This window comes from Pediococcus parvulus, from assembly GCF_007990205.1.
Lineage (GTDB): Bacteria > Bacillota > Bacilli > Lactobacillales > Lactobacillaceae > Pediococcus > Pediococcus parvulus.
Genome location: NZ_BJWE01000082.1, coordinates 1 through 2563, shown reverse-complemented (window position 1 = coordinate 2563; position 2563 = coordinate 1). Strand labels below are relative to the sequence as shown.

General features: G+C 39.1%; 2 protein-coding genes. Both read right to left on the bottom strand.

Annotated features, from left to right (window positions below; all coding sequences use genetic code 11):
• A partial coding sequence (locus tag PPA04_RS09360) for a peptide ABC transporter substrate-binding protein (RefSeq protein ID WP_147206816.1) occupies window positions 1-1615 on the bottom strand: 1615 nt, incomplete at its 3' end.
• A gap of 358 nt (window positions 1616-1973) precedes the next feature.
• Window positions 1974-2563, bottom strand: a 590-nt coding sequence (locus tag PPA04_RS09355) for an ATP-binding cassette domain-containing protein (protein WP_147206815.1), incomplete at its 5' end; no start/stop codon positions are given.

The following is a 2563-nucleotide window of genomic DNA, read 5'->3' as shown; positions in this document are numbered from 1 at the left end:
CCTTATAATCATAAGGAGCACCAGTTGGATGGTAGACAATTCCTTTAACTTTGGTGTTTACAAGCTGAGTTTGAACAGCTTGATAAAGTGGGACAACGGCTTCTTGCTGCATCAGGAGTTTTTCTGCCTTAACGAAGTCTTCGTAACGTTTCTGTTCGTTATTTGCATCTTTTCCATTAGTTGCTGCAACGAGTTTGTCATATGTCTTGCTTGAGAAACCACCATAGTTATATGTGTTGCCAGTTGTTTCAAGCTGTGCAAAGGTCAATGGGTCTGTGTAATCACCGATCCAACGAACAACGGCCATATCAAATTTACCGCTAAGCTCTGCACTCTGTGCGCCCTTGGCAGGCAAGGAACGCACTGTAACTGTCGCACCTGGCAAGCTTTGCTCAACTGCGCTTTGAACGGCTTCAGCAACTTTCTTTTGTGAATCGTCGTCACTAACCACTAATTCAAAGTTAACTTTAGATTTTCCGGTCTGTTTGAGACCCTTTGCCCAGTACTTCTTGGCTTTGGCAACGTTGTGTTCCACAGCCTCTGAAACGCTGGCATCCTTGGTAAAGTCTGTACCAGTCTTGGGATTCTTCACAAAACTGGTTGGCATAAAGCCGGTTGCTGGTGTCGATCCATCTGCCAAAACTTTTGAAGTCAAAGTCTTTCGGTTGATTACTAACGAAACAGCCTTACGGACATTAACATTGGCAGTTGCTTTGCCTTTCTTGAAACTCATCGCCAAGTAAGCAGTTTGACCCTGTTCATACTTCACAAACGCTTTATTAGTTTTTTCTTGGCTAGCTTGTTCACCAGAAAGCAATGCATCAGACAGTTTGCCAGCTTGATACAGGTTCAAAGCAGTGTTCGGATCTTTAACCACTTTAACGGGGATTTTGCTTACAGCAACGTTCTTTTTATCCCAGTACTGCGTGTTCTTGACAAGTTTCCAACTCATGTTAGTTCCGTTCCAGCCGACCATCTTAAACGGACCACTGTAAACCATGTACTTGCTGGAAGTACCGTATTTAGTGCCATACTTTTCAACAGCCTTTTGATCCTGTGGGAAGAATGTCCCAAATGCCATTAAGTACTTAAAGTATGGTGTAGCTTGGGTTAACGTAACTTGGACAGTTCGTTTGCCAATCGCCTTAATGCCCAGTTTGCTTGGCTTCATCTTGCCAGCTGAAATTGCTGACGCATTCTTCACGTTTTCCATGATGTAGGCATATCCAGCCTTCGTATCAGGATCGGCCGTTCGTCGCCAAGAATAAACAAAATCTTTTGCAGTTAAAGCATCCCCGTTACTCCATTTCAAACCTTTTCGGAGTGTGAATGTGTATGTTTTCCCATTGTTTGTGGGTTTGACAACTTTTTCTGCTAATCCTGCAACGACCTTGTTACCTTTCGCAACTCGATACAAACCTTCTTCAGTATTATTAATCATATTGAAAGAAGTTAAATCGATTGCTTTTGAGCCATCAATAGTTGTTAAGTCCGATTGCTCCATAACACTAAAACTCTGATGTTTGGCTTCGGAACTCTTTGCGCTCCCGCAACCTGCCAATAATACTGATAAAAGAAGTGTCGCCGTGCCTAGCTTTTTCCACTTATTTTTCATACTCACATCCCCTTAAAAAAGTATTTTGAAATGCCTAAAGCAAATTAAAAGAGGATAAAAAAATACCCACCGCATCTTTCCTTCGAAAGCACGATGGGTAACTTTTTTATCCTCTTTTTGGTTCACTAAAAAGTTATTAGCTAAAAGGTTAAAGTCACAGCACCGTGCACTTTAATAATTAAGCTAATAATGACTAAATTGATCAAGTTAACTAATTTATGTGTACATTGCATGTGACTTCATCTCCCTTTGATTTAATAAACTTATTATAGCGAGATAAAATGAGAAGTCAACATATTTTTTAATTTTATTTTAACTTTATAGCTGGAACTTACACCCACATCGATATTATCTGTTTTTAGCTCAATTGAATAATTTGATCAAACTCACTCAATAACTTCCGATCACTGGTATGTGTGATCATTAACAAAGTAATACTCTTTTTATTCAGCAACCGTCTCACAATGTCTCTAGCATTGCTTTCATCCAAAGCAGAAGTTCCTTCATCTATAATCAAAAATTCTTTGTTACGAATTAATGCACGAGCCAATGAAATTCTTTGCAATTCGCCACCGGATAATTTTTCATCATTGGGACCCACTACAGTATCTATACCATGCTGTAAATTACCTACGACAGCAGATAAGTTCACTTCATTCAAAGCATCAGGCAACTTATCTTCCAACGTTTCGTCAAATAACAAAACATTTTCAGCAATTGTAGTCCTAAACAAGTGACTATGCTGTGGCACAATCCCTATCAAGTGATGTAACGAATTCAAACTAATATCTTTAATTTCTTGACCATTTAACGTGAACTCTCCACTGTAATCTGAAAGTTCACCTGATAGAATATTAATTAAAGTGGTTTTTCCAACTCCACTAGGACCAACTAATGCAACCTTATCACCTTGCTTGATATTAAAATCAGGGTATTTAATTATTTTAT